Source organism: Megasphaera sp., assembly GCF_047831605.1.
Classification (GTDB): domain Bacteria; phylum Bacillota; class Negativicutes; order Veillonellales; family Megasphaeraceae; genus Megasphaera; species Megasphaera intestinihominis.
This window is the reverse complement of record NZ_CP181255.1, coordinates 1,501,875-1,526,922: the sequence shown is the minus strand read 5'-3', so window position 1 is coordinate 1,526,922 and position 25,048 is coordinate 1,501,875. Positions and strand designations below refer to the sequence as shown.

Below are 25,048 nucleotides of genomic sequence, written 5' to 3'. Positions count from 1 at the left end.
CCTCCGATGAGCGGTATTATTTTGAACCTCTCCCGCTTATAGAAGCGGGAGATTCTTGAGAAGGTTGCTGTTTAAGTTTCCTCCTGAAATCAGGATAGCCTTATTCTCAAAGGGCTGTCCAAAAGCCCCTTACACAGTCCTTCGAAATCGAAGTTCTGCTTACTTTTACGAAGTATGTTGGCGGCGCCGTTGATATCGGCATTGGCCGTCCTTCCATCGGCAAAGCGGTACAGGCCGCGCTGGACTCGTTTCCCGCTGAACGTTCCTGTATAGGGTGTATCCGGCTGGTATACGGGAATATCATCCAAATCCAGGCAGCTGGCTTGAGAGGTATAGGACTCTTCCTGTTCCAGATAGGTTATCCCATAGCGTTCACACAGCTGTTTCAAGGTACTACGCAGATAGCTCAGGCTGATTTGAGTGAAATGCTGATTCGTCACTTTGCCCAGCTTCAGTCCTCGTTTGAAATCTCGATTATAACCGCAAACAAGGGTCCCTATCTGATGGTCAATGCAGAAATTAACAATGTAACGGGCTGTCTTGCGAAGGATGTCCTGCATCCGGAAATTGCGTTTCTTCGCTAACTGACAGAGCTGGTTCGTCGTCTTCTGGCCCTGCTTGGCAGCAATGCTTTGGAGTCTGGCTTTGCGTTTGTTCCAATACTGGTTGATAGATTTGAGTTTACGACCGTCCATGAGGAACGACGTCCCCGTATTGGTAACGCAGGCGGCCAGATTGTCCAGGCCCAAGTCAACAGCCAGGACACGGTCTGGCGAGGTTTTCACCGGTTCTGGTTCCTGTAAGTAGCAATACTGAATCTTGAAATACCGTCCGCCATGCATGGGACAGATGCGGACTTCCTGAATCGTCTTATCCTTCAGTCTGTCGGGAACAGGAATCCGAATCCGATGGCCGTGATGGCGTTTCATATATTCACGGCTCATTGGTACCGTCAGGAAGCTATTCTTAATGTTGATGGCGTTCGTCGACAAGATGAGACTGAAGAGGCCCCTTTTTTCACGATAGTATGGCAGGCGAACAGCCTTTGAACCATAGTCACCGGACTTGACTTTCTGCAAAAGCCCAAAAAAAGAACGAAAACTGCGGTCGGCCATTTTCAATATCTGCTGGGCAACACCGGCCTGCAACAAGCCATAGTTTTCATTTTCCTTGCAGATAGGGTAATTTTCTTCATACCGCAAGAATTGCTGGGTATCGAAGTAATGCTGCCGAATCATATAGACCGCTACATTGTACAGGTTATTGCTGTATTGGCACATTTCCCGGAGCATCGTATAGTCTTGTTTCGCCAAGCCGCGGATGACATTCGATTGCGTCAAGTACATCTAGGATTCACCTCCTCTGTTACCTACCATTATACCGTAGACGAAGTGAAAAGGCTAAGACAGAAATGACATAGGGTGGATTTCGCAGGCATCGAACCTGCGAAATCCATCGCCATTCATCCCCTACCTAAGAGGAAGGAGTCTTCTGGCGAAACTATGATAAAAAGAAATTTTCCTCAAGAAGCACAATATTTCTTGACAGATTCTCTTCCAGGTGATAATATGTACACCAACAACCATACATTGTCTTTCATCAAGAGCAGTCGAGGGAATGGCCCGATGACGCTGCGGCAACCCCCTATCGGGATAGGTGCCAAGTCCAGCGGTGTATACCGGCAGATGAACGAATCGCAAATTGAGCCGTCATCTGTATGACGGCTTTTCTTTTTGACCGGCAAGCCCTTATTATCCGTTATCCAGAAAGGAAATGATTACATGAACGCAACAGTAAAAAAACTCTTCGCCGCCGTTCTCATCACGACGACGTGCCTCTTTGCCGCCGGCTGCGGTTCGTCTTCCAATTCCGGTGCTTCCGGTGACAAAAAAGAAATCAAGATGGGCGTCACTGCCGGTCCTCATGCCGAAGTCATGGAAGAAGTCGCTAAAGAAGCAGCTAAACAGGGCATTACTATCAAAGTCGTCGAATTCAACGACTACGTCCAGCCGAACAAGGCCCTGGCCGAAGGCGACCTGGATATGAACTCCATGCAGCATCAGCCGTACATGGACAACGTCGTCAAGAAACAAGGCCTGAAGATTACCTCCATCGGCAAGACCATTATCCTGCCCATGGCCGTTTACTCCCATAAATTCAAAGACATTAAAGACGTCACGGACGGCGCCAAAGTCACCATCCCGAACGACCCGACCAACGGTGCCCGCGCCCTGCTCCTGCTCCAGCAGGCCGGCCTGATTAAATTGAAAAACGGCAACTCCGTCGACGCTTCGGTAACAGATATCACCGAAAATCCCAAGAACCTCCAGTTCGTCGAACTCGACGCCGCTCAGATTCCCCGCTCCCTCGACGATACGGACCTGGCCTGCGTCAACACCAACTACGCTATCCCGGCCGGCCTGAACCCGCAGAAAGATTCGATCCTCGTCGAATCGAAGGATTCGCCGTATGCCAACGTCATGGCAGTCCGTCAGGGCGACGAAAACAACGAAACATACAAGAAAGTCTTGGCAATCTATCAGTCTGAACCGATCAAGAAATTCATTGAAGAACACTTCCAGGGAACTATCCTGCCGGCGTTTTAGTGGCTAGTGGTTCGTAGGGGCCGCCCAAAGGGCGGCCCGCCTGAATCCTCTTAAAAGGGCTTGTCGCACGTGCGACAAGCCCTTTACTTATGGTATAATAATGGTTGTCATCAGATTCAGAAAGGAGACACTCTCATGAAAGCCGTATTTGTCGATTTCGAGATGAACCCTATCGGCCGGGACCAGAAGGAAGCGCGCCGCATCTGCAAAGGGGAAATCATCGAAATCGGTGCTGTTAAAATAGACGAAGAGGGGAATGAAATCTCGTCGTATAAGGAATATGTGCTGCCCGAATATACGACAGCCATGAATCAGACCTGTCAGGAATTGACAGGTATCACCATGGAAATGCTGGCCGGGAAACCCCATTTCCGCCAGGCCTTCGACCATTTCCTGACCTGGTGCAACGAAGGCTGCCCCAATGCCTACGAAATGTTCGCCTGGAGTGAAAATGACTGGCGCCAGCTGGACTGCGAACTCCGCCTCAAAGAAATCGACGAGCACGACGACCGCGTCCGCTGGATGCTCGACCACTGGCAGAACTTCCAGCAGATTTACTGCAACCTCCTGGGCCTGGATAATGTCATTTCCCTGGACAAGGCTGTCAGCACCCTGGGAGAAACCTTCGACGGCCAGATGCACGACGCCCTCTGGGATGCCCGCAACACGTCCAAACTCTACGTCTTATCGAAGAAAAAAGAAGAATTCCGCGATATCATGCAGCCTATCATCGACGCCACCAAGCCGGCAGAACCGCTGACGTTCTCCCTGGCCGACGCCTTCCGCGCTGCCCGCAAGTAAAGGGAGGGAATCCGGCCATGGAAGATACGACACTCCGGATGGTTTATATTTTCACAGACATCATCCTGCCCATGATTGCCGGATATGTCGCCAAAAGGCGGAGCTGGCTGACGCCGGACCAGTCGAACTGGCTCATCCGCTTCAACATCATCGTCATCATGACGTCCCTGACCCTGCTCAGCTTCTGGGTCCTGCCCATGCGGACGGACTTGCTCAGCCTGCCTTTCTTCGCTTTTTTCAACGGCCTCCTGCCGCTGGCCGTCGTCCTCTTGCTGGGACGGCAGCGCAAATTCTCGTCCTTCGTCGACCGAGGCAGTTACCTCATCGCCGCCATCCCGGCCAACACGGGGATGCTCGGCGGCCTGTGCAGCTACATTCTCTACGGGGAAATGTCCTATGCCTACGTCCAGATCATCGGCGTCTTCCAGAACCTGCTCATGTTCTTCGTCCTCTTCCCCATGGGCTACTACTACCAGCACGGCGGCAAGGACCGCAATTTCTTCGTCTTTTTCAAGGATAACTGGAAATCGATCTTCATCAACTGGAACCAGTTGTCCGTCGTAGCCCTGGTCATCGGCACGGCCTTACACGCCGCCGGCATCCCCAGGCCCGCTGCGGGGACGACGATTTTCCAGGCCCTGATCCACGTCAGCGCCTGGGTAGCCCTCATCCCCGTCGGCTACCTCATCGACTTTTCCCACTTCAAGGACTATGCCCGCCAGACGCTGGACCTCATTCCCATCAAGATGGTCCTGACGCCGCTGGCATCGTATTTCCTGGCCTTGTGCTTCACGTCGGACCCGGTGCTCCTGGGGACGATTGTCATCGTCATGGCTACGCCCTGTGCCATCAACGCCTTGATTACGGAGCGCCTTTACGACTTGAACGTCAATCTGGCCATGGCGCCTTTCATTACGACACAGCTCTTATATATACTTATTCTATATCCCGCTTTTTACCTGCTCGTATCCTGGGGATACCTGCCTTTCAAATAACTTTCGCGAGGTGCACTCATGACTCATACCCGAATCCGTTCCCTCTGTCTGGCTTTATGCCTGCTCATCCTTACCCTGAGCCTGACGGCCTGCTATACGATTACCCTCAAAGAACGCCGCGTCGACGGCATGGGCTCGGCCATTTCCCTGAAACTGCCGGGAAATCTCCAGAAGCTCGACTTCCCCGTCCCCGTAGACCCGCTGACCCAGCGGTACTTCGAGGGCAGCCGCCTGTACGGTGAAATGGACGGCGGCCTGTACATCGCCATCTATACCAACAGCATCGACACGCAGCAGATGTACGACGACCTGCACATCAGCCAGGGCCAGGCCATCAGCCAGCGCCTCAACCAGACGGCCGAAGCCGCAGCCGGCGCCGTATTATCGAAAATCGACGCCCAGAACGTCTCGGTCAGCCAGGACACGACGATGGTCAGCGGGCAGCACGCCGTCGTCCAGACCTTTACCTTCACGTATCAGGATAAATCCATGAAGGCCCGCCTCATCGGCTTTGCCGACGGCCCGGCGACGTGGATCGTCGTCGTAGCCTGCGACGGCAGCAAAGAAGATAAGGTAAAGCTCGCTGACGAAGTCCTCGACTCCATCCGAATCAATTAATCGCCTGATTTTCCTCTTGCATGCGCCGGTAAATGGGCAGCCGCTTCAAGTGGCGCAAGGTGAAGATAGCCGTAATGCCGATGAGGATGCCCGTTCCTGTGCCGGCAACGGCCAGGATCGGCAGGTAGAGCATAATCTTGATATTCTCTACGACCAAAGAGGCCACGATGACCTGGCCCAGGTTGTGGAAAATACCGCCAGCCGTGCTGACACCGATGATAGAGAATTTCCCCGTCTTCTGCAGGACCATCATGGCGCCCAGGCTGAAAGCCGCCCCGGCGACGCTGTACAAGAAAGCGTTGATGCCGCCGCCAAAGGCCGTGGCCAGGATGATGCGCACGAGCAGGATGAGGCAGACGTCGCGCTTACGCGGCAGGGCATAGAGGGCGATGACCGTAATCAGATTGGCCAGCCCCAGTTTCGCCCCTGGCGCGATGAAGGGCACGGGCAGCATCCCTTCGACGACGTATAAGACCAGGGACTGGGCGATGAACAGGCCCAGGATAATAATGTGAAATGTCTTTTTCATAAGTACCTCTAATGGGCCGGAATGACATCGGGTTCGTCATCGCCGGCGGACTTCACTTCGACCAGCACCTTGTGCGGCAGGCAGACGACAGTCGCACCGGGCTTGCTGACAAAGCCTTCACTGATACAGATTTTATCGGGACAATCGGCTTCGGTAATGCCTACGCTCTCGTCCTGGATGACCACGAGGTTATAGCCCTCCTCGGTCTGGATAGGGATGACATCGGTCCCATGGTGGCCCGACAAGGGAACTTCTTTATAGACCTTGCCGTCGACCTGGATGACCGCATACGTCCGGCTCACAGACGCATCGTTACCGGTCAGGTAAAAGATACCTTCCGGGATGAAAGATAAGACGAGCAGCGTAATGATGAGGACGATGTCCCCTTTTTTGATGATATGTTTCATAGGATTTCCATATTGACGAACAGGAGAATGAACATGAAGAACAAACACTTGGCCATCCTGCTCCTGCTGGCCCTGGCTGCCGGGAGCGGCGGATGCAGTACACAGCCATCCCAGCCCCAGCCGGCTCAGACGGCACAGGACGTACAGGCTCCATCGGCACCGGCCATCCAGGCCGATTCGCAGGCTTACAGCGACGAAGGCCTGAAAAAATACCAGGCCGGCGATTATGCCGGGGCCCTGAACGATTTCGACAAGGCCCTTTCCCTCGACGCCAACAACTATCAGGCCTTGAGCAATAAGGGCGTCACCCTGGCCATGCGCGGCAACAGCACAGGCAGCAAAAACGACGTCTCCCAGGGCATCGAGCTCATCGAAAAAGCGCTGAAAATAGCCCCGAAAGACGTCGCTTCTTTCTACAACCTGGCCTTAGCCTATAAAATTGACGGCCAATACGACAAGGCCCTGACGTATTTCAAGAACGTCATCGCCGCCGATCCGGGCAATACCTGGAGTTACTACGGCATCGCCACCATCTACGGCGACCTGGGCAAAGCCGACCAGGCCCTGCCCTATCTGAAGCAGGCCATCGACCTGGGCGGCGAAGACGTCCGCCAGGCAGCCCGGACGCAGAGCCATTTCGATAAGATACGGAACAACAAACAGTTCCAGCAAATCGTCGGCTGATTACATGTCTTCCTCAGCGATTTCACAGAGGATGTGGCCGATCATGATATGCATTTCCTGGGCCCGTGCCGTCACTTTGGCCGGTACGGCCAGGCAGATATCGCAGGTCTCCTTCATCTTGCCGCCGCCATAAGCGGTCAGGCCGATGACAGTGAGGCCTTTTTCACGGGCTGCATCGATGGCTTCCAGGACGTTCTGGCTGTTGCCGGACGTAGAAATGCCGACCAGGACGTCGCCTTTTTCGCCTAAGGCCCGGACCTGGCGGGCAAAGACCGTATCGAAGCCATAATCATTGCCGACGGCCGTCAGGATCGACGTGTCGACGGTCAGGGCGATGGCCGGGAACGGGCGCCGTTCCTTTTGGAAGCGGCCGACGATTTCCGCGGCTAAATGCTGGGAATCGGCAGCACTGCCGCCGTTGCCGCAAAAAAGTATCTTGTGACCAGAAGCCAGGGCCTCTTTGAACAGAGCCCCGGCTTTTTCAATATCCGGGATCAACTCCATCGTCGCCTCGAGGACGGCGGCGTGGTCTTTCATTCGTTGTGTGACCAGACTCATAATACCTCCTGTTCCTGGCCTTCTCCATCGTCGACGACGCGGATTTCACCGGTGTGCGGATGGATGACCATACCATAAATCGTAAGGGATGAAGGCAAGTAGGGATTGGCCCGCAGGCGGCGGACCGTATCGCAGACAGACGCGTCGATATCGGTAATGGGGTCGGCCCACTGTTCCAATTTGGGGCGGACGGCGGCGATGGCCTTTTCATCGATGCCTTCTTCGGCCATATGGCGGCACAGGCTGTCTGCCGTCGTCTTGAGCATGCCGCAGTCGTCATGGCCCATGACGATGATGTCGTGGACGTGCAGTTCGTAGACGGCAACCATGAGGCTGCCGATGACGCTGTCAAAGTCTTCAAAAGCCGTATTGCCGGCGACTTTGATGAGTTTGGCTTCGCCCCGGGCGATGCCCATGGCCGGTTCGAGGAAATTCAAGAGGCGCGTGTCCATACAGGTCAGGACGGCCAGGTTGCGGCTCGGATACTTGCTGACTTCATCGAAGCCGCCCTGGGACAGGGACTGTTTGACAAAAGACTTATTGGCTTTCAGTATCTGCCGTGTCAATTCACTCATAGCGGCCTCCTCATGCTTTCACAGCGGCCATGACTTTTTTGGCCTTCAAGTACTGGTCGATACCTTCAGCAGTCTTACGCCCTTCGCGCATGGCCAGGACGACGGTCTGCGGCTTGTGGACGATATCGCCGGCAGCAAAGACGCCTTCTTTGCTGGTCAGGCCGTAAGGCATATCCTTGACGGCGATGTAGCCATCGTCATTGGCATCGACGCCGAGAGCTTTGACGACGGACAATTCCGGCTTGTTGCCGATGGCGGCGATGATTTTATTGGCCGGGACGACGCCGAATTCTCCCGTCGGTACCATGGTGGCATCTTCGAGGATCTGCTGTTTTTCGTATTTCAGGCCTTCTACATGGTCCGTCCCGACGACGGCTTTCGGTGCCGAATAGAACTGGAACTGGACGCCATCGGCCTTGGCTTCTTCGTATTCCGACGGCAGGCACTTCATGTTCTTTTCAGCCCGGCGGTAGACGATTTTGACGTCCGCACCGAGGCGCAGCGACGTGCGGGCCGCATCGATGGCGACGTTGCCGGCGCCGACGACGATGACCTGGTCGCCTTTCTGTACGGGCAGGTCTGCCAGTTCGACTTCACCGGTCTGGACGCGCTGGACGTCGCGCAGGAACTGTTCCGCATCGACGACGCCGTCGATCGTGTCGTTGTCGACGCCGAGATTCCAGGCATTCATCGTACCGATGGCGATGAAGACGGCATCGAAATCACGCTGCAGTTCGTCCAGGAATTTGTCGACGCCGATTTTGACGTTATATTCGATGGTGACGCCCATAGCTGTCAGGGCCTGGGCTTCGCGCTGCAGTAATTCCTTATGGAGCCGGAAAGTCGGGATACCATAGGTCATGGTACCGCCGGGCTGGGAAGCGGCTTCAAAGATGGTTACATCATAATCGCGGCCAGCCAGTTCTCTCGCAGCTGCCATGCCGGCCGGGCCGCAGCCGATGATGGCCACGCGGCCTTCTGTTTTACGGCTGACCGGCTGCGGCAGGAAGCCGCCATCCAGGGCCATGTCCGCTACGAAGCGTTCGAGTTTGCCGATTTCGACGTGTTTGCCTTTTTTGCCGAGGATGCAGTGGCCTTCGCACTGCTTTTCTCTCGGACAGATGCGGCCGCAGATAGCCGGCAAATCACTGCGGTGATAGATATGTTCAGCAGCGGCGCCGAAATCGCCCAAGGTCATGGCATGTATGAACTGGGGGATTTCATTTTCAATGGGGCAGCCTTTGCGGCACTGCGGTACTTTGCAATTCAGGCAGCGTTTGGCTTCGGCAACGGCTTCAGCCAGCGTATAATCAGCATCATGCATGACTTCTTCATGGAAAGAAGCCAGCCGGTTCTTGGTATCGGACATGAGAGAACCCACCTTTCCGGATTGTAAAATGATTAGATTGTATTCAAGATAAAAAAATGGTGCGCCCAAGATGACTCGAACATCCGACACGCAGTTTAGGAAACTGCTGCTCTATCCAGCTGAGCTATGGGCGCACAGGGCACACAGGTCTGCTGCGTGCAGATTAATCATACCATGAAACGGCAAAAAAATAAAGGTGCTGGCTCATGAAAAAAAGCCTATTGCAAGTCTTTCAAACACTCTCTATAATTAGAGATGTGTATATTGTTCCCAAGCGGCAATAGCCACGACTGCATGAAAGAAAGGAATCAAGCATGATCAATTTAGAAACCCTGGCTACGGAACAGCAGAACAGCCATAGCCAGCATATCGACAGCGTATCGACCGAAGATATGCTGCACATCATAAATGAAGAAGACCATAAAGTCGCCGATGCCGTCGGCGCCATCATCCCGGCCATCGCCCAAGCCGTCGACACCATTGCCGATAAACTGCGCCGCGGCGGCCGTCTGTTCTACATGGGCTCGGGCACGTCCGGCCGCCTGGGCATCCTCGACGCCGTCGAATGTCCGCCGACGTACAGCACCGACCCGGAACGCATCCAGGGCCTCATCGCCGGTGGTTATGAAGCCATCTTCCGGGCCAAAGAAGGGGCTGAAGACTCGCCGGAACTGGGCCGGCAGGATTTGATAGACAAAAACCTGACGGCTGACGACGTCGTCGTCGGCCTCAGCGCCTCGGGCCGGACGCCTTATGTCGTCGGCGGCCTGACCTATGCGGCCTCGGTCGGAGCCGCTACCATCGCCATCGACTGTTCGCCTCATTCGGCCATCGGCCGTTGTGCCGACATCGACCTCTGCGCCGTCGTCGGCCCGGAAGTCGTCACGGGCTCGACGCGCATGAAAGCCGGCACGGCCCAGAAGATGATCGCCAACATGTTGTCTACAGGCGCCATGATCCGCCTGGGCAAAGTCTATGGCAACCTCATGGTCGACGTCAAGTCGTCCAATCAGAAATTGGAAGAACGGGCGCGACGCATCGTCATGACGGCGACGGGCTGCAGCCGCCAGAAGGCCATCGAAGCCCTCAGGGAAAGTCAGGGCCGGGCCAAGACGGCCATCGTCATGGTCCTCCTGCACATCCCGGCCAGCGAAGCCGAAGACCGCCTGACAGCGGCCCAGGGCTATGTCGCCGCCGTCCTCAAGGAGGCTGCCCATGGATTACGATAAACTGGCACGGGCCATCTACGATATCACCGGTCCGGCAGGCAATATCGAAAAGGCTTACAACTGCATGACCCGCCTGCGCCTGACCGTAAAGGATGAACACTTTAGCAAAGACGACCTGGCCAAACTGCCCGGCGTCATGGGCATCAACAAATCCGGTGACGAATGGCAGATCATCGTCGGCCCGGGCAAGGCGACCAAACTATACCAGGCCTTTGCCCCCCTAGTCGAAGCAGGCCGTAAAGAACAGCCGGCGGCCGCTGCGCCAGATGCCGGCGACGATAAGCAGGGGCCCTTCGACGGCCAGGCCCTTCACGAAGAAATACGCCGCAAGAACGCGACGCCGGCCAAACTGGCCCTGAAGAAAATCGCCCATATCTTCGTGCCCATCATCCCGGCCTTCATCGCCTGCGGCCTGATCACGGGCCTGCTCAACGTGGCCTTCAAGATGGACCCGTCCCTGGCGGCCCAGCCGCTGATGCAGGTCCTGGCCATCGCCGGCAACGCCGCCTTTTATGGCCTGAACATCTTCGTCGGCATCAATGCGGCTAAGGAATTCGGCGGCTCGCCCATGCTGGGCGGCGTCATGGCAGCCATCCTCAGCCATCCGAACCTGGCTCAGATCAATCTCTTCGGCGAATCCCTGGTCCCTGGCCGGGGCGGCATCATCGCCGTCCTCCTGGTCGTCTTCTTTTCATCGTGGCTGGAAAAGAAGCTCCACCGCCTCGTCCCGGATATGTTCGACCTCTTCGTCACGCCCTTCCTGGTCGTCGTCATTTCGACCTTCGTGGCCCTCTTCCTCTGCCAGCCCCTGGGCGGCTATTTGTCAGAAGCCATCGGCTATGCGGCGACGGAATCCATCGGGACCGGCGGCGCCGTGACGGGCTTCATCCTGGGCGGGACCTTCCTGCCCATGGTCATGGTCGGCATCCATCAGGGCCTGACGCCGATCCACGCGGAACTCCTGTCGCGCTACGGCGTGACCATTCTCCTGCCCATCCTGGCCATGGCCGGCGGCGGCCAGGTCGGCGCGGCTATCGCCGTCTATGCCAAGACGAAGAACAAGGCCCTGCGCAAGACCATCGCCTCGGCCCTGCCCGTCGGCCTCATGGGCGTCGGCGAACCGCTCATCTACGGCGTCACCCTGCCCCTGGGCAAGCCCTTTATCGGGGCCTGCATCGGCGGCGCCTTTGGCGGCGCCGTCCAGGCCGCCTACATGGTCGGCGCCGCGACGATCGGCATTTCCGGCCTGCCTCTGGCAGCCAGTACGGACAACATCCCCATGTATTTATTAGGACTCGTCACAGCCTACGTGGCCGGCTTCATTGCAACCTGGCTCTTGGGTTTCGACGACCCGAAGGAGGGTGAATAAATGGAAACGGGTATTTCCGTCTATCCCGGCCTGGGAGGGACGATCCAAGAAAAAACGGCCCGCATCGAACGGGGCGCTGCCCTGGGGATGACGCGGCTCTTTACGTCATTCCACATCCCTGAAACGGACCCGGCAGCCTTCCGCAAGGAACTGCAGGCCGTCCTGGACACGGCCCGGCAATGTCAGCTCGACATCGTCGCCGACGTATCGCCGGCCTCGGCAGCCTGCCTGGGCATGGACCGTTTCGATCCGGAAGTTATCGCCAAGCTGGGCATTACAACTGTCCGCTTTGACGACGGTTTCGATGCAGCCAAGCTGGCCATGTACAGCCACATCGTCCGCGTCCAGGTCAACGCGTCGACGCTGACCCGGAAAGACCTGGAAGACCTCCGGAAGAATGGCGCCCAGCTGGACCACATCGACAGCCTGCACAACTTCTATCCCCGTCCCCACACGGGCCTGGCCCTCGACTATTTCAAGACCCAGACTGACAGGCTCCACGCCTGTGGCCTGTCCGTCGGCGCCTTCGTCGCCAGCCAGGCCGGCCAACGGGCACCGCTGTATGAAGGCCTGCCGACGCTGGAATTCCACCGCCATCAGGACGTCAGCCTGGCAGCCCGCCACTTGGCCGCCCTGGGCGTCCAGTCCGTCTTCATCGGCGACGACAAGCCGGCCGATAAAGAACTGCGCGACCTGGCCCGGGCCGGCCGGGAAGAAACGGACGTCGTCGTCATCAAGGCCAAACTCCTCAGCTGGGAACCGCACATCCAGGACCTGTTGTCCTATACCTTCACGGCCCGGCCCGACCCGTCGCGGGATGTCATCCGCGCCAATGGCAGCCGGGCCCATCTGGACGGCCGCATCATCGAACCGGACAGCGACATCTTCCGCAGTCTCCACCGCGGCGACATCACCCTGGACAACGCCGATTTCCTGCGTTATATGGGCGAAGTCCAGATCGTCAAATGTGAACTGCCGCCGGAAGAGCGGACCAACATCGTCGCCAAAGTCGTGCCGAACGAAGAATTTCTCCTCGACTATATCACGCCGGGCCGGAAATTCCGCTTTGAATTCATCCGTTAGCGGATCCGGACCTGGCCAGGAGGATGACCGCCCCCAGGATACAGGCCATGCCGGCCGCCCCGGTCAGGGTCAGGGCTTCATGGAAAATAGCAATGCCGACGACGGTCGACGTCAACGGTTCCACTGAAGCCAGGATAGATGCCCGGCCCGCTTCCATATGCTTCAGGCCCATCGTATAGAGGCCAAAGGGCAGAGCCGTCGACATCAGGCCGAGAAGGGCGAAGAGGAGGCCCGTATAGGGCACGGCGGCGGCCAGGGAAAGGACCATGCCGAAATGGCAGAAAGGCAGGAGTCCTGAAGACGCGATGATGAAGGTCCAGGCCGTGACCGTCAGGGGTTCATATTTCGCCAGGGCATAGCGGCCAAAAATGGAATAGAGGGCGTAGCCGAAGCCGCTGCCCAGACCGGCCAGGATACCGGCAGCCTCGACATGACCCATGCCTAAGCCGCTGACCAGGACGCAGCCGACAAAGGCCAGGACCAGGCAGAACCCCTTGCGCCGCGTAAAGCGTTCATGGAAAAGGAAGATAGAAAAGACCATGACGATACTCGGCGCCGTATAGAGCAGGATAGCCGCGACGGACAAGGTCGTCAATTCGATGGCTGTGAAGTAGCAGATATTGAAAAAGACGATGCTCCCCAGGCCGGTCCCCAGGAACATCCAGATATCCCGCGGCGCAATGGCCAAACTGCGGGGCTGGCGGAATAGGGCGACGCCAGCCATGGCGATGGCCGTGACCAGGGCCCGGCCAAAGGTAATCTGTAAGGGCGACAGGCCATAGGCCGACAGCTGGCGGGTAAACAGGCCGATGATGCCCCAGCAGATGCCCGCTGCGACGACGCAGAAAGGCGCCATATGTTCCATTTTCACGCGTATCACCTTCTTAAAAAAAATAGGCCTGGTGAAGGATAAACGCCTTCGTTCCAGCCTTGGTTTTATTATAGCACAGTTATTATGGATGATGATATAATAAAAAAGTAATGTAAACAGAGGTAATCAAATTATGAATCAAGAAATGAAACTCGCCGTCCTCATCGACGCCGAAAATATTTCCAGCAAATACATCGACGTCATCTTATCTGAAGCGAATAATCTCGGCGATGTCATCTACAAACGCATTTACGGCAACTGGACGACGCCCCAGATGGCGTCGTGGCGCAATACCATTTTAGATAACGCCATCCAGCCCGTCCAGCAGTACAGCAATACAATCCGCAAGAATTCGTCCGACTCGGCCCTCATCATCGACACGATGGACTTATTGTACCAGAGCAACCTCGACGGCTTCTGCATCGTCTCGTCAGACAGTGATTTCACCCGCCTGGCTTCGCGCCTGCGGGAATCGCAGAAATATGTCCTCGGTATGGGCGAAAGCAAGACGCCCCGGTCCTTCATCTCGGCCTGCAACAAGTTCCTCTACCTCGACGTCCTTTGGGAAGAAGCCGAAGAACACGAAGCCGGTGACCACGAAGGCACGGACCATGAAGAAGCCCAGGCCGAACATACCAGTCCGCAGGCTAAGGCCGAAAAGCCGGAAGCCGATAATCATGCCAGCGAAACGCCGGCAGCCCGTCCGCTGACACCGCCGGAAACGATGCCCCTCCACGGCAAGACACCGGGGAAAGATTTCTCCACCATCCGTCAGGCGCTCATCAAGCTGACCGAAGAAAATTCCGACGACAACGGCTGGATTTTCTCGGGTACCCTGGGAAATCTCCTGAGCAAGCAGTTCTCCGACTTCGACGTCCGCAATTTTGGCTACAAGAAATTCGTTCCCTTCATCGAATCGTTGAAACTCTTCGACGTCAATACCTTTACAGACGAAAAGAACTGCACAGTCAAGCACAACTACTTCAAGCTCAAACAAACGCCCAAGCGGCCGCGGCGCACGTTCCGCCCCTACTATAAACAGCGAGGCCGTTAAAACCACTCGATTCACGGAGGATACCCGCCATGGATGCGAATACACAAAAGGCGCTGGAATCGCTGCGCCGGCGAAAGGTCAATTCGTCCATCGCCATCGCAGCGGACCTGGCCAACGACAACTTAAACAGTATCTGCCGCCTGGCGCTGGCCTGGATCAGCGACGGCAATGTCCACGGCATTTCCTATTTCATCAAACCCCGGGAAGGCCCGGTCCAGGCACACAACCTGACGGAAGCCATGCTGGCCGACAGCAAGCCTTTCGATGTCGTCTGGGATGAAGACATTGCCTTTCTCCTCAAAGACGCCGTCCTCTCTGCCTACCGCTCGGAACGGCTCTTTCCGGCCATCAAGGCCAGCTATGAAGCATCCGGGCGGGAACTGCCCCTGAAGGATGTCTACATCCGGGACTTGAAATTCCTGGCCTCGACGTACATGCCCAACCTGGCCAATGATTCGCTGACGTCGATTCTGCACCGCATGAAGATCCCCGTCGACATGGACAATGCCCTGAGCCGGGCCATGGCCTGCATCTGCGGCTTGAACTGGCTGGAAAACCTCTATCCCATTTCCAGCTACGGTATCCCCTTGTCGGCCATCCTGGCCGGTGCCCTCCAGGGCCAGCCGGAAGAAGTCGTCGAGACGCGGGAAGAACGGGAAGCGCGGGAAGAAAAGGAAGCCAAATACGCCAAACTGACGTATTACACGAAGATGCTCTTCCTGCCCTTCGTCATCTTCTGCCTGTTCATCACCATCTATTACGTCCACCGCTATGGAGAAGCCGAACAGACCAATGTCAACTTCTCCCGCTATTCAGCCAGCGGCGTCCCGGAACTGAGCGACGAGGAAAAAGAAGCGCAGCAGGAAAAGAATCGCCTGCCCTCGAACAGCGGCCGCTACCTCATGATGCGCGGGACCTACGTCATCCCCGACGAGACGACCATTCCCACCTTCCTCAAAGCCAGCCACGACCGCGATATGGAAACAATCCGCTCCCTCGTCCGGTCCGACAAGATACTGGTCTTTGCCAAGCCGACGCGCATCCAGATTACCGGTGACAAAGACAAGAACGGCTTCGTCCCCGTCCAAATCCTGGAAGGCGACTACGCCAATCGCACGGGCTTCGCCTCAGACGATATGATAAGTAAATAAAAAAGGCTTGTCGCATATGCGACAAGCCTTTTTTCTGTAGGGGCGACCACGTGGGGCGCCCGTTTACGCTTTTTAGTTGTTAGGGGCTAGGGGATGGTTTTAAATTTAAAGGTTTTCTCTGCAAACTACAAATGCTGTACTATAATATAAACCATAAAAGAAAAAGAACCCCGCAGGAGGGCAGAAGCCTTCGTGCGACAGTCCAAAAGGGAGGTTTTCTCATGAAATTGAAAAAATGGCAGGCTTGGGATTACCTTCGCCTCGCCGGAATGGCAGGCCAAGCACCCCTGCTTCGTCCTGGCCCCTCAATACGATACGATCATCGTCGATGACAACTATCAGTACGGGCCGGAACTGGACCGGACCATCCATCTCGTCCAGCAGCTCTGCCGTCAATATTCCATCGATACGGACCGCATCTATAACACGGGGCAGTCCATGGGCGGCATGACATCCATCGCCATGGATGTCAAATATCCGGACTTCTTCGCCGGCTCTTACCTCGTCGCCTGCAAATGGGACGAAACCGTCACTTCGCCCTTAGGTCACCAGCATATCTGGGCCGTTACCTCCCAAGGTGACCCCGGTGCCAGCCCGAGCCTGGCAAAAATCATGGAAAACTTAGAAAAAGACGGCGTCAAAGTAGCCAGCCAGACCCTCGACCCCACCCAGCCGCAAGACCAGGTCGACGCCCAGGCCGCTGCCCTCATCACGCCGGACTGCAGCCACTACCTGACCCAGTACCAAGGCGGCAGCCACCGCTCTACCTGGCAGCATGCCTACACCATGCAGCCCGCCTTAGAATGGCTTTTTGCTCAGAAAAAAACAGACCGTATTCATTGAAACATAATTCATAGCTGTCACATGAAGGCTTCTGCCATCGTACGAGGCTCCTTTCTCTTTAAAGTTTGTAGTACGGAGTTTGTAGTTTATAGAAGACGACTTTAAATTTAAAAAAAACATTCACTAAAAACTACAAACTGCAAACTTAATACTCAAAAAGCGCTGTCTTCATGCGACAGCGCTTTTTTTCTACATGGACAAGATTTTTTGGTAAATCTGGTGGTCCCGGAGTGCCGCCCGGCCGATGCCGATGAGGTCGGCCTGCCCTTTTTCCAGGAAGGCTTCCGCTTCGGCGCCGTCGGCAATGCCGCCGGTCAGCAAGACGGGAAGGGTCGTCCCTTTTTTGGCTGCTGCCGATAATTCGGCAAAATATCCCGCTTCCGTATGGCCAGGGCGGAAGAAGAAGCTCATGCCGCCGGAAAGGCTGAGCATGTCGATGCCGGCCGTTTCAAAAATCTTAGCCGCTTCGCTGACATCGCCGACGACGGCACCGCCATCCATATAATCGCTGCCGCCCAGGCGCAGGGAAAGGACAAAATCAGACCCGACCTGGCGGCGGATAGCCTGAATGATTTCAACGTGCAGCCGGGTCCGGCCAGCCAAGGTCTGGCCCGTATAGTCATCGGTCCGCTTATTGGTCACCGGTGAATAGAACTGGTCCAGCAGATAGCCATGGGCCGAGTGGATTTCCACGCCGTCGTAGCCGGCCTGCTGTGCCCGGACAGCGGCGTCGACAAAGGCCTGGACGATGCGCTGGATATCGCCCTGCGTCATTTCCCGGGGAAATTCCGGCTGGCCCTGGACCGAAGCGGCCCGCGACGGATTGGAAACAGCACTGGCACTGATGACTTCCTGCCCCGTAATGGCCCGATGGGCAGCACTGCCGGCATGGCTGATCTGTGCCAGGATGGGTACGCCCTGAGCGTGGACAGCCGCCGTCAGGCGCTGCAGTCCGGGAATATCGGCATCGGCCGCCAGCGACACCTGGTTGGCACTGGCCCGGCCTTCAGGCGAAACGAAACTGTGTTCCTGAATGATCAGGCCTGGACCGCTGCGGGCCATATCACCATAATAAGCGACCAGCCCATCCGTCACCTGGCCTTTCGCCGACTTTTCCGTCGCCATCGGCGGCAGGACCAGACGGTTCTTCAAAACCAGAGACCCAACATTCAGCGTTTCATGTAATAACGGATACATCATCAAAATCCCTTCTTTCGTAAAAATAATTTAAAGTGGTTCATGGTTCGTGGCTCGTACATTTAAGAACCCCTCAGTCCGCCTTCGGCGGCCAGCTCCCCTTCGCAGGAGAGCCTTTCGGACCGCAGGAGCTCAATGACGCGGTCAGATCCGCGCCGGATTTGCCGGGCTGGCAAGGAGAAAAACGCAGGCATAGCGGGGCTCTGTCGAGGCTTTTCGACGCAGTCAGCCCGGCAAAGACAAGCGGAGATGGCTGCACGAATTGAGCTTCTGCGGTCCGCTAAAAAGCATCCCATTCGGCGAAGCGTTCGTTCATGCGTTTTTTCTTGATTTTCTTGGTTTCCCCTTCGGCTGCAGCAAAGGGCATTTTCCCGGCCGCAATGGTCCGTTTATAAAAGAGTTCAACTGCTTGTTCTTCCGTCAGTCCCAGGCGCTCAAAGATGGCCTGGGCTTTTTTTCTCGTTTCTTCATCCATGCGTTTCATCTCCTTTGCGGTTGTCATGGCGGTCCTGGGCTTCCTGGTTGATGCCGTCCAGGGTAGCCATATGCCAGACGGCATACATCATGGTCTTCATGAGGACGACGCCCAAGACGGCCCCCGTCCCTTCACCCAGGGAGAGACCGGCCTGGATGGGCACGTCGTATTCATCGATGCCGCACAGGCGCAGGGCCTGGGCCATGCCGGGCTCCCGGGAAATATGGGACGGCAGGGCATAATCGCGGACGGCAGGCTTCATGGCGATGGCACAGGCCAGGGCTGTCGCCGTAATGAAGCCGTCGATATAAAAGGGAATCTTTTCGTCGGCACAGGCCATCATGGCGCCGCAGAGTGCTGCCAAATCAAAGCCGCCGACGCAGCGCAGGGCATCAGCCGGCATCTGGATTTCTTTTTCATAGGCCTTGACGGCTGCGGCGATGACATGGCGCTTATGGAAGAGCAGTTTATAATTGCCCCGGGCCGAACCGAAGCCAGTCAGCCAGGACATCTTTTTCGGCGACAATGCCGTAAGGACCGCGGCAGACGTCGTCGTGTTGCCAATGCCCATTTCCCCGAATGACAGGAGATTGATGCCATCTTTGGCCGCTGCCTGCACCCGTTCGCGGCCCGTCGCCATGGCTTGCGCCAGCTCTTCCCGGCTCATAGCCGGTTCGACGGCAAAGTTCTTTGTCCCCCTGGCGATCTTGCGGTCCAGTCCGACGGCATCATCACTGTCGATACCGACATCGACGACTTCATAAGGGATATCCTGGCTGCGGCAGAAACAGGTCACGGCCGACGTCCCCTGTACCATATGGCAGCTCTGCATATACGTGATATCCGACAACTGCGCGACGACACCGGCCCGGACGACACCATTGTCGGCGGCAAAGATGATGTGTTTCGGCCGCAGCTCCCGGTGAAAGGTCCCCCAGGCCAATAAAATCTGCTTGGCCTGCTTTTCCAAAAGTCCCAGGCTTCCCGGCGGCTTGGCCAGATTGTCGATTTGATGAAGGGCCTGGCGCCGGTAACGTTCTTTGCTCACTGTCATACACATCCTCTTTTCTCGTCTTAATCGCTTCTATTGTACCATGATTGCAAACGATTCGCGACTTACATAAAAATGAATATTTGTTCATCCTGTAACACAGATTTCCTTGAAAAAACGTTTAATTTATGTCAAAATAAAAGCAAGAGTGGAGGTGGCCATCGTGTCCACAATTAAAGACATTGCCAAAGCTGCTGGCGTTTCCATCGCCACCGTTTCCATCGTCCTGAACGGCAAGGGCCGGGAACGGAAAATCTCGCAGGAAACACAACAGCGTATATACAAAATTGCACAAGACCTGAATTACGTCCCCAACCAGTCGGCCAAAAAACTGCGGTCGGCTAAAAAAGACAGCTATGCCATTGCCTTCTACTGGGCAACGGACTTCCGTATCAACTACCTGGCCCGCATCACCCTCGGCATCCAGGAAGAAATCATGAAACAGGACAAAGCCATTCATCTGACCGTCGTCCCTTATAAGGTCGACCAGCTGCAAAAACAGCTCGAAGCCATGCAGAATGAATTTTTCAACGGCATCATCATCGCGAATATGTCCAATAAAGATATGGACTACCTCAATTCCATCCATATCCCCTGCCCTGTCGTCCTCTTTAACCGGGAATCGGATAAATACAGCAGCGTCACCATGGACAACTATACTATCGGCTGCAACGTCGCCCAGCACTTCCTGGACAAGGGCATCTTCGACGCCGGCGTCCTGACCCATGACACGTCGTTCCCGATCATGCGCACGTGGATGCAGGGCTTCCTCGACACCTTCGCCAAGGCCGGCCACACCGTTCCGGAAGAAAACATCATCCTCTGCGATACGTCTTCATCGAGCGCTGTGAAAGCTACGAAGAAGCTCTACGAAGAAAAGCGGATGCCCCGGGCCATGTTCTGTGAATCCGACGTCCTGGCCCACGGCATGCTCTATGCCTGCCATGAACTGGGTATTTCGATTCCCCAGGACGTTGAGGTCTTCACCATTGGGATCAACATGGCTCAGTTCAACGATTACGCCATTCCCTCCCTGTCCCGCGTCGATATTCCCATGGGCGAAATCGGTCAGCACTGTCTGCACCTCATGGTCGACCTCATTGAAAAGAAAAAACCGAATCCTACGGTCCAGTTCGTAGAAGGAAAAGAAATCATCGGCCAATCATCCCCGCGGTAGGAAATGTAAAAAGGCGCTGTCATATGAAGACAGCGCCTTTTTGAGTATTAAGTTTGCAGTTTGTAGTGAAGTTTTTTTAATTCAAAACCCTCTTCTACAAACTACAAACTCCGTACTACAAACTATAAAGAACGGCCCGCTCATACATGATGGCAGAAACCTCCACGCGACGCTCAAACGCCCAACGCTTCCCGCACGATGCGGGCGACGTCCGGGAATTCGTCGTCGCCGATGGTGCGCAGGGACAGGACGACGGCGCAGTGCTGGACGCGGGCGATGATGGGGATGTCGGCCTGGCGCAGGCGCTGTTCCAGTTTTTCCGCCGACAGGTCATAGGGATCAATGGCCAGGGCCCAGCCCGGCAGGACGGCATCGGGGCAGGCGCCGCCGCCGACACAATCGTCTACACGGCGCAGGGAAACGCAGGCCGGCAGGTCATCTGTATGCAGGGCCTGCAACAGCCGTTCCGCCCGTTCCCGCGTCTCTTTCTTCGTCTGGGCCAGGCAGTACAGTGTCGGGATCTGGCAAACGGCCGTACCGTCGCGATAGGCCTGCAAAGTCCCTTGCAAACCGGCCAGGGTCATCTTATCGACGCGCAGGGCCCGCAGCAGGGGATGGTGTTTCATGGCATCCAGATAGGCGGCTTTACCGACGATGATACCCGCCTGAGGGCCGCCCAGGAGCTTGTCGCCGCTGAAAGTCACGACATCGCAGCCAGCGTCCAACACTTCGCGGACCGTCGGTTCATGAGGCAGTCCCCATGCGGCCAAATCGACGAACAGGCCGCTGCCGACATCGTTGATGCAGGGCAGTCCGTGGTCATGGGCCAGGCGGGCCAGGTCCGAAGCGGAGACACTCTCGGTAAAACCGATGATGCGGTAATTACTGGTGTGGACCTTCATGAGGGCCGCCGTATCTTCGCCGATGGCCCGTTCGTAGTCGGACAAATGAGTCTTGTTGGTCGTACCGACTTCGCAGATACGGCCGCCGCTCTGTTCGATGACGTCGGGAATCCGGAAGGAGCCGCCGATTTCGACGAGTTCCCCCCGCGACACGACGACTTCCCGGCCGGCGGCCATGCTGGACAGGGTCAAGAGGACGGCAGCGGCATTGTTATTGACGACGATGGCATCTTCGGCACCGGTCAGCTCACAGAGAAGTTCCCGGACATGGTCATAGCGCGATCCCCGCTTGCCGGAAGCCAGGTCGTATTCTAAATTGCTGTAATGGCAGACCAGATTGGCAATGTGACGGGCCAGGTCCGGACTGAAAACAGCCCGGCCCAGATTCGTATGCAGGACCGTCCCGGTGGCGTTGATGACCCGGCGCAGATGGCCCGTTTCTTCTGCCTGCAGGCGGGAGACGACGGCCCGGTCAAAGTCATCGCCGGAAAAAGGCTGGTCCCACTGGCCGGCCAAGATGGCCTGACGCCGTTCATCCAATACGTTCCGGACGGCATCGCGGACAGCCTGGCGCGATTTCCTCTCCTGCCAGGTCAGCAGTACCGGCCGTTGCAGTAAATGGTCTACATCGGGCAGCTGACGGAGCAGCTGCTGTCGTTCTTCATCCATGGTCATTCTCCCCTTTTATTTCATATTTCCGGGCTGCCGGTCCGGCCAGGCGCCCGTCGGCAACGCGGCGGGTAATGCCACAGCGGTCCATATATTCCAGGATGAGCAGGGCCTGCTGGCGGCTGACTCCCAGGACATCGCGAAAATCGCCGAGTGTCAGCGGACAGCCTGATTGCAGATACCGGCAGGCCGCTTCAGCGGCTTTCATCATGTAGCGCTTCGACAAGATGAAATCAGGCGATAAGAAGACGAGGCTCTTGCCGTTGAGGGCATCGGCGACGGCCTGGGCTTCCCGGCCCAAAGCCCGGACGTCGCGGACCGGGACGGGCACATAGCCACTGTGGTCCAGCTTCTTTTCAATAGCCGACTGCAATTTCCGCTGAGACGGAGAAAAGGTGATACGGAATTGTTTCGCCGCTACGCACTGGCGGGACAGGCGGCAGATGCCGCCAGCCGTCAGCAGCCGCAATAGGGCCGTCCCGTCATTTTCATCGAGATGCAGGCGGCTCCGGAAGGCCGGCTGGGGAATCCCAGGCTGCAGCGGTTTCTCTCTATGATAGGCCAGGAGGACTTGCAGGGCCTTGGCCTGCCAGGTCTTATAGACGTCACCGTGGATGTAGCCCTGACGGGTCCGGCGGACAATCCCATTTTGCCGCAAATGGTCCAGGGCCAGCTCTACCTTATCCAGGGGCAGGTCCGTCGCCCCGGCAATGACGTCAGCCTGGGTAAAGGGGACCTGGCGCAGGCGCAGGAAGCCGGCGACGACGTCGTCCGTCAGACCGGCATCGCGGGCTTCCAGGCTGGTCACGACGTCGTCTTTGAAGCGGCGGTGTTTCTGCGGATGGGCGTCGAGGATTTCCCCGCCGGCTACGGTATGCATGGGCGAAAAGGTCCGCAGGATGAAACGGTCCCCAGCCTTGACATAGATTTCATCCTGCTCCAGGCGCAGCTGCAAAAAGCCCTCCGTCCCCGGCGCAATCTGTTCGGCTCCCAAGGGTACGATGCGGGCCATGACTTCCCGCGTCCCGACGAGGAGGCGCATGCGCTGCCATAGAAAAAGGGGCTGCGCGTCAGCCAGGCAGGTCACTTTGACATCGATCATCCGCGTCGCTGTAAAATCCGGCGCCGTACAGAGGACGTCACCGCGATGGATGGCGCCACAGGAAATGCCTGCCAGGTTCAATGCCGTCCGCTGCGGCGGGTCGGCCCGCAGGACATCCTGCTCGTGGACCTGCATATTGCGGATGCGCAGGCGCCGGCCGCCAGGATAAAGCCAGACTTCGCGGCCATTCATCATGGGGCCGTCGATGAGGGTCCCCGTGACGATAGTCCCGAATCCCTTGATGGAGAACGACCGGTCGACGTTGAGACGGCCCATCCCCTGAGCGCTTTCCATGGGCAGCGTCGCTGCCATGGCCTGGATTTCATCGACCAGTTCCGTCAGGCCGCGGCCGCTGACGGCATCGGTGACGACGACCGGGGCCCCTTCGGCTGCCGTATCGGCCAGATTCTGGCGGATGTCCTGCAGGGTCAGGCTGAGCAGCATGTCGTCGACGGTGTCGGCCTTGGTGACGACGATGATGAATTTATGCACGCCAAGAAGGGTCAAGATGTCGAGATGTTCTTTCGTCTGCGGCATGACCCCTTCGTTGGCATCGACGACGAGCAGGACCAGATTGAGGCCCGGCAGGCCGGCGACCATATTCTTGATGAACTTTTCATGACCCGGCACATCGACGATGCCGGCCCGCGTACCGTCAGGCAGGTCGAGCCAGGCAAAGCCCAGGTTGATGGTCAATCCCCGTTTCTTTTCTTCCGCTGTCGTATCCGTATCGATCCCGGTCAGGGCCCGGACCAGCGTCGTCTTGCCATGATCGACATGGCCGGCCGTCCCGATGACGATATGTCTGGCCATAATATCACCCTTCTCTGATTTTAGTGTACGTGACGGTCAGGCCCTGGCGGCAGGCATGATATAAAGCGACCCATGCCAGCCCCTCCTCATCGAGGAGAGCTGTCAGGGCCGCTTCATCAACCAGTTCATAGCGCAGGGAAAAGCCGCACGACGCGTCGAGCTTTCCCGGCGTCGGAATGATGCGCACGGCCAGGCCGGCTGCCTTGGCCAGCTTTTCGCCTTCCATAGCCTGCCGTGTCGACGGCACCAGGGCGACGCCATAGACTGACTCCGCCATCAGGCGCCTTGTTTCAAGGCCTGTTCGACGGCGATGGCCAGTTGATCGGCACAGGAGGTACCGCGGTCACCGCAGGGATTCCCTTTCAGGAGCTTTACGGCCCGGGCGGCATCGGTATCTTCCAACAACTTGCTGAGAGCCAGGGTATTGCCGGGACAGCCGCCTACGAAATGGACGTCATGCAGTTTGCCGTCTTCTAGGCTGAAGGTAATCTGACGGGCACAAGTCCCCTGGGTCATATAGGAATAATTTTTCATGAAAATCCTCCTCCGGCGCCAGCTGCTTATTTGAGCAAAGCGTCTAATTTTTCTTTCAATACATTGTCCGGGACGACACCGATGACGCGGTTGACCACTTTCCCGTCTTTGAAGAAGACCAGGTTCGGGATCGTGGCGACTTCATAGGCCTGGGCTACGCCCGGATTTTCGTCGACATTGATCTTGCCGATCTTAATCTTGCCGGCATATTCTTCGGCCAGATTGGCGATGACCGGTCCCATCATCTGGCACGGGCCGCACCAGTTAGCGAAAAAGTCGACCATGACCGGCTGGCTGCTGTTCAATACTTCCTGCTGAAAATTATCGGCTGTGAATTTATATTCCATGAGAGATTCCACCTTTCTTTTGACTATTTGTCTTTTATG

27 protein-coding genes, 1 tRNA gene and 1 riboswitch are annotated in these 25,048 nt (G+C 56.7%); of the genes, 12 read left to right on the top strand and 16 right to left on the bottom strand.

From position 1 onward, the window contains the following. Nucleotides 1-89: 89 nt before the first annotated feature. Nucleotides 90-1,346 carry an RNA-guided endonuclease InsQ/TnpB family protein gene (locus tag ACFWUB_RS07275; RefSeq protein ID WP_416183731.1) on the bottom strand — a complete coding sequence of 419 codons (1,257 nt, stop codon included), beginning with the start codon at nt 1,344-1,346 and terminating at the stop codon, nt 90-92. Nucleotides 1,347-1,593: 247 nt separating this feature from the next. Further along, nucleotides 1,594-1,692, top strand: a riboswitch (SAM riboswitch). An 89-nt stretch (nt 1,693-1,781) separates the two neighbouring features. On the opposite strand from ACFWUB_RS07275, the gene ACFWUB_RS07270 reads away from it, so the two are divergent. The 4 genes from ACFWUB_RS07270 (at nt 1,782) to ACFWUB_RS07255 (ending at nt 5,020) form a co-directional block, all read left to right on the top strand. Further along, complete coding sequence (locus ACFWUB_RS07270) at nt 1,782-2,606, top strand: MetQ/NlpA family ABC transporter substrate-binding protein (RefSeq protein WP_036200576.1); 825 nt, start codon at nt 1,782-1,784, stop codon at nt 2,604-2,606. A 135-nt stretch (nt 2,607-2,741) separates the two neighbouring features. Then, complete coding sequence (locus ACFWUB_RS07265; RefSeq protein WP_416183730.1) at nt 2,742-3,407, top strand: exonuclease domain-containing protein; 666 nt, start codon at nt 2,742-2,744, stop codon at nt 3,405-3,407. A 17-nt stretch (nt 3,408-3,424) separates the two neighbouring features. Continuing rightward, the gene (locus ACFWUB_RS07260) at nt 3,425-4,402 is read left to right on the top strand and encodes an AEC family transporter (RefSeq protein ID WP_292106967.1); all 978 of its coding nucleotides are present in this window, start codon (nt 3,425-3,427) and stop codon (nt 4,400-4,402) included. A gap of 18 nt (nt 4,403-4,420) precedes the next feature. Further along, complete coding sequence (locus ACFWUB_RS07255) at nt 4,421-5,020, top strand: hypothetical protein (protein ID WP_416183729.1); 600 nt, start codon at nt 4,421-4,423, stop codon at nt 5,018-5,020. Here the strand turns inward: ACFWUB_RS07255 and ACFWUB_RS07250 are convergent. Together ACFWUB_RS07250 and ACFWUB_RS07245 are read right to left on the bottom strand one after the other, a co-directional pair. Beyond that, on the bottom strand, nt 5,013-5,549 hold the full coding sequence (locus tag ACFWUB_RS07250) for a Gx transporter family protein (RefSeq protein ID WP_020311680.1): 537 nt from the start codon (nt 5,547-5,549) through the stop codon (nt 5,013-5,015). The two genes, ACFWUB_RS07255 and ACFWUB_RS07250, sit on opposite strands and share 8 nt — an antisense overlap. Nucleotides 5,550-5,557: 8 nt before the next feature. Further along, nucleotides 5,558-5,956 (bottom strand): NusG domain II-containing protein, encoded by a 399-nt coding sequence (locus ACFWUB_RS07245; protein ID WP_020311681.1) that lies wholly within the window; start codon nt 5,954-5,956, stop codon nt 5,558-5,560. A 33-nt stretch (nt 5,957-5,989) separates the two neighbouring features. On the opposite strand from ACFWUB_RS07245, the gene ACFWUB_RS07240 reads away from it, so the two are divergent. Continuing rightward, nucleotides 5,990-6,640: a tetratricopeptide repeat protein gene (locus ACFWUB_RS07240; RefSeq protein WP_292261092.1), complete on the top strand. Its 651-nt coding sequence runs from the start codon at nt 5,990-5,992 to the stop codon at nt 6,638-6,640. On the opposite strand, the gene gmhA is transcribed toward ACFWUB_RS07240, so the two are convergent. From gmhA to ACFWUB_RS07220, 4 genes are all read right to left on the bottom strand, one after another. After that, a complete protein-coding gene (gene gmhA, locus ACFWUB_RS07235) occupies nt 6,641-7,198 on the bottom strand; it encodes a D-sedoheptulose 7-phosphate isomerase (protein ID WP_416183728.1) in 558 nt (185 codons plus the stop codon). Next, nucleotides 7,195-7,773, bottom strand: a complete 579-nt coding sequence (locus tag ACFWUB_RS07230) for a beta-class carbonic anhydrase (protein ID WP_020311684.1) — start codon at nt 7,771-7,773, stop codon at nt 7,195-7,197. Before ACFWUB_RS07230 ends, gmhA begins: the two co-directional genes overlap by 4 nt. A gap of 10 nt (nt 7,774-7,783) precedes the next feature. Further along, complete coding sequence (locus ACFWUB_RS07225; protein ID WP_416183727.1) at nt 7,784-9,142, bottom strand: FAD-dependent oxidoreductase; 1,359 nt, start codon at nt 9,140-9,142, stop codon at nt 7,784-7,786. 57 nt (nt 9,143-9,199) lie between these two features. Further along, nucleotides 9,200-9,276 (bottom strand) — tRNA-Arg (locus ACFWUB_RS07220). 180 nt (nt 9,277-9,456) lie between these two features. Between ACFWUB_RS07220 and murQ the strand changes: the two genes are divergently transcribed. Genes murQ through ACFWUB_RS07205 form a run of 3 tightly spaced genes read left to right on the top strand, consistent with a single transcriptional unit; the run spans nt 9,457 to nt 12,823 of the window. Then, complete coding sequence (gene murQ / locus ACFWUB_RS07215; protein WP_302681344.1) at nt 9,457-10,371, top strand: N-acetylmuramic acid 6-phosphate etherase; 915 nt, start codon at nt 9,457-9,459, stop codon at nt 10,369-10,371. Beyond that, entirely contained in the window at nt 10,358-11,740 is a 1,383-nt protein-coding gene (locus ACFWUB_RS07210; protein WP_020311687.1) for a PTS transporter subunit EIIC, read from the top strand. The genes murQ and ACFWUB_RS07210 overlap by 14 nt, the downstream gene beginning before the upstream one ends. Further along, nucleotides 11,741-12,823, top strand: a complete 1,083-nt coding sequence (locus tag ACFWUB_RS07205; RefSeq protein WP_292281667.1) for a DUF871 domain-containing protein — start codon at nt 11,741-11,743, stop codon at nt 12,821-12,823. On the opposite strand, the gene ACFWUB_RS07200 is transcribed toward ACFWUB_RS07205, so the two are convergent. Then, nucleotides 12,813-13,688 carry an EamA family transporter gene (locus tag ACFWUB_RS07200; RefSeq protein WP_416184392.1) on the bottom strand — a complete coding sequence of 292 codons (876 nt, stop codon included), beginning with the start codon at nt 13,686-13,688 and terminating at the stop codon, nt 12,813-12,815. The genes ACFWUB_RS07205 and ACFWUB_RS07200 overlap by 11 nt on opposite strands. Nucleotides 13,689-13,827: 139 nt before the next feature. On the opposite strand from ACFWUB_RS07200, the gene ACFWUB_RS07195 reads away from it, so the two are divergent. The 3 genes from ACFWUB_RS07195 (at nt 13,828) to ACFWUB_RS07185 (ending at nt 16,742) form a co-directional block, all read left to right on the top strand. Continuing rightward, a complete protein-coding gene (locus ACFWUB_RS07195) occupies nt 13,828-14,748 on the top strand; it encodes an NYN domain-containing protein (RefSeq protein ID WP_292106990.1) in 921 nt (306 codons plus the stop codon). 29 nt (nt 14,749-14,777) lie between these two features. After that, nucleotides 14,778-15,899 (top strand): hypothetical protein, encoded by a 1,122-nt coding sequence (locus ACFWUB_RS07190; RefSeq protein WP_292261072.1) that lies wholly within the window; start codon nt 14,778-14,780, stop codon nt 15,897-15,899. 438 nt (nt 15,900-16,337) lie between these two features. Further along, a complete protein-coding gene (locus ACFWUB_RS07185) occupies nt 16,338-16,742 on the top strand; it encodes a hypothetical protein (protein WP_020311801.1) in 405 nt (134 codons plus the stop codon). 189 nt (nt 16,743-16,931) lie between these two features. On the opposite strand, the gene ACFWUB_RS07180 is transcribed toward ACFWUB_RS07185, so the two are convergent. From ACFWUB_RS07180 to ACFWUB_RS07170, 3 genes are all read right to left on the bottom strand, one after another. After that, nucleotides 16,932-17,942: an NADH:flavin oxidoreductase gene (locus ACFWUB_RS07180; RefSeq protein ID WP_416183726.1), complete on the bottom strand. Its 1,011-nt coding sequence runs from the start codon at nt 17,940-17,942 to the stop codon at nt 16,932-16,934. 277 nt (nt 17,943-18,219) lie between these two features. Continuing rightward, nucleotides 18,220-18,414, bottom strand: a complete 195-nt coding sequence (locus ACFWUB_RS07175; protein ID WP_020311799.1) for a type II toxin-antitoxin system RelB/DinJ family antitoxin — start codon at nt 18,412-18,414, stop codon at nt 18,220-18,222. Further along, nucleotides 18,407-19,468, bottom strand: a complete 1,062-nt coding sequence (locus tag ACFWUB_RS07170; RefSeq protein WP_292106078.1) for a nicotinate-nucleotide--dimethylbenzimidazole phosphoribosyltransferase — start codon at nt 19,466-19,468, stop codon at nt 18,407-18,409. The genes ACFWUB_RS07175 and ACFWUB_RS07170 overlap by 8 nt, the downstream gene beginning before the upstream one ends. A 160-nt stretch (nt 19,469-19,628) precedes the next feature. Here ACFWUB_RS07170 and ACFWUB_RS07165 point away from each other — a divergent pair, with 160 nt between their 5' ends. After that, nucleotides 19,629-20,642 carry a LacI family DNA-binding transcriptional regulator gene (locus tag ACFWUB_RS07165; RefSeq protein WP_416183725.1) on the top strand — a complete coding sequence of 338 codons (1,014 nt, stop codon included), beginning with the start codon at nt 19,629-19,631 and terminating at the stop codon, nt 20,640-20,642. 173 nt (nt 20,643-20,815) lie between these two features. Here ACFWUB_RS07165 and selA read toward each other — a convergent pair whose 3' ends face one another. Genes selA through trxA form a run of 5 tightly spaced genes read right to left on the bottom strand, consistent with a single transcriptional unit; the run spans nt 20,816 to nt 25,009 of the window. Continuing rightward, nucleotides 20,816-22,213 (bottom strand): L-seryl-tRNA(Sec) selenium transferase, encoded by a 1,398-nt coding sequence (gene selA / locus ACFWUB_RS07160; RefSeq protein WP_292262246.1) that lies wholly within the window; start codon nt 22,211-22,213, stop codon nt 20,816-20,818. Then, nucleotides 22,206-24,128 (bottom strand): selenocysteine-specific translation elongation factor, encoded by a 1,923-nt coding sequence (gene selB, locus ACFWUB_RS07155; RefSeq protein WP_416183724.1) that lies wholly within the window; start codon nt 24,126-24,128, stop codon nt 22,206-22,208. Before selB ends, selA begins: the two co-directional genes overlap by 8 nt. Nucleotides 24,129-24,132: 4 nt before the next feature. After that, nucleotides 24,133-24,405 (bottom strand): DUF3343 domain-containing protein, encoded by a 273-nt coding sequence (locus ACFWUB_RS07150; protein WP_020724137.1) that lies wholly within the window; start codon nt 24,403-24,405, stop codon nt 24,133-24,135. After that, entirely contained in the window at nt 24,405-24,662 is a 258-nt protein-coding gene (locus ACFWUB_RS07145; protein ID WP_020309835.1) for a TIGR03905 family TSCPD domain-containing protein, read from the bottom strand. The genes ACFWUB_RS07150 and ACFWUB_RS07145 overlap by 1 nt, the downstream gene beginning before the upstream one ends. 26 nt (nt 24,663-24,688) lie before the next feature. Then, nucleotides 24,689-25,009, bottom strand: coding sequence for a thioredoxin (trxA, locus tag ACFWUB_RS07140; RefSeq protein ID WP_020309836.1), 321 nt, complete (start codon nt 25,007-25,009; stop codon nt 24,689-24,691). Nucleotides 25,010-25,048: the final 39 nt, after the last annotated feature.